This is a genomic window from Virgibacillus salinus, assembly GCF_900102415.1.
In the GTDB taxonomy this organism is placed as follows: Bacteria; Bacillota; Bacilli; order Bacillales; family Amphibacillaceae; genus Lentibacillus; species Lentibacillus subterraneus.
The window spans coordinates 1-1820 of record NZ_FNKD01000007.1 but is presented as its reverse complement, the minus strand read 5'-3'; the positions used below and the strand labels follow the sequence as shown (position 1 = coordinate 1820).

Here is a 1820-nt window from a genome sequence, read left to right as displayed (position 1 = left end):
ACTTGGGTTAATTATATCCCACACATTCTTATACTAACCATATTATCTCGCTGAGACAGAAAGCACGTTAATCCAAATGGCATTAACGTGCTTTTTTAAAGACAGATCTTTTAGAGTTTTACCCGTTACAATTTAGCTGTTGCTCTTTCTACTGAATTTATTGGAGGTATAAATTATTCCCAATTCCAAAACTCAACTTCATCCACCTCTAGCTTTTCTATCGATGGTTCATCCTGTAGTTTCAATATTTGCTTTGTAGGCCCAGTAATAACTGTACCATAATGCAGTATTCCATTGTTTTCAAGATAGTCAATTCGTTTTTCGAGGTGTAACTTCCCTAAGGATAATCTGTTAGCCTTTTTCTCGTGATCTTGCAGGAAGTATAATGTTTTCATAAATTGGTCATGGAGCATGTCTTGGTCACCTTCAGTATAGCCTGGTGATGAAGCACTTTCCGACACCGTTTTGCTACCAAACAATCCTTCCTCCTTTTTGCGGGATTGTGTAATCATGTCATCTTCATGCCATATAGGAGTACTTGGAAAACCTATAGGGTCAAAAAACATGCCATGATTCCTATCTGATTCAATACCCGTATCAACTGCCAGCCATAAAAGACGCATATCCTTCTCAGAGAACAGTTGTTCCACATCTTTTGATTCCATCAATTCATCAAATGATACATAGGCAGAAACGACCGTTCCTTCTGGGAGTTTCTCTAATTGATCCCAATCTGAGTTAAAGCTTTCGTCAGATTTAGGATGGGAAAAAAAGGCGGGCTGGTTTTGTGATTTATTTCCCATATATGATCGTTCTGGAAAAGTCATTAGGGAAAAAATAAAATTAACTTCTAACTCTCCAACCTTAATTGTTTCATTCCCGATTTGCTTTTTAATATCTCTCCTTGCTTCTAAACTGTAATAGGGTTTTGTATTTGTACTTGATCCGTCGAGATAGCCATAAGGATCTGTAACAGTTAACGTATGATCAACAACTTCTCTAAATACTTGAACTCGATCCGGGTTCCCCCATGAAAAGTATACCGCAGTTAATATAGAAGAAAGGATTGTGAAGACGATAAATATTCCAAGGGCAGTGAATGCCGTTTGAAGTCGAGCCTTCCATTTCCCTTTTCTAACAATTTTTTTCTGCTTTTTGTCACTAATAGAAGATCCTGTTTGTTCATCAGGTTTATTTTCCAACAGTTTTTGATAGCTCTCCAGTTTTTCTAATTCCTTTTCAAACTCTTCTAATTCCTGCTCAGCAAGTTCTCCTTTTTCATAGGCTTCTAATTTTCTGCTAAATTCATCGCTCATTTTCTCCCGCCTTTCTATTTCTTATCGCTTGTCTGCCACGGAATAGCAGAACTTTAAAATAGGGTTGTCTTACATTCATGACTTGTGCAGCTTCATGATAGGATAATCCGTGAAAATCATGTAAGAGTACAGCATATTTATGTTTTTCTGGTAAATCTTTTAACATCTCGATAATTTCCTGTATTTCATCATGAATTACGACCGTTTCTTCCGTTGTTTTCTTCCTATCAAATAGGGGTAAGAAAAAGTTTTGTTCTTTAACATCTGTCCGCTTATGCTTTCGGTAATAGTCAATAAAAGCATTATGTGCCACGGTAAACAGCCATGTTTTTATGTTTTCCGCTTCATAGTTTTCAATGTTAAGGTAGGCACGAAAGAAGGTTTCTTGCACAAGGTCCTCTGCAGTATGATGATTGTGACAAAGGGAAAGAAGGAAGCGATATATGTCATGAAAATAAATATTATAAATGCTGTCTAAATTATTTTTCACGTTGTTTCTTCCCC

The 1820-nt window shown here is 36.6% G+C and carries 2 protein-coding genes; both read right to left on the bottom strand.

The window, feature by feature from the left end:
- Positions 1 to 173: 173 nt before the first annotated feature.
- The gene (locus tag BLS02_RS18665) at positions 174 to 1316 is read right to left on the bottom strand and encodes an anti-sigma factor (protein WP_092494545.1); all 1143 of its coding nucleotides are present in this window, start codon (positions 1314 to 1316) and stop codon (positions 174 to 176) included.
- On the bottom strand, positions 1306 to 1820 hold a 515-nt coding region (locus BLS02_RS18660; protein WP_368073031.1), incomplete at its 5' end, for a sigma-70 family RNA polymerase sigma factor. The genes BLS02_RS18660 and BLS02_RS18665, both read right to left, overlap by 11 nt.

Excerpts from the sequence above, each read along its gene's own strand:
- BLS02_RS18665 (WP_092494545.1), bottom strand. The coding sequence starts at position 1,316 with ATGAGCGATGAATTTAGCAGAAAATTAGAAGCCTATGAAAAAGGAGAA.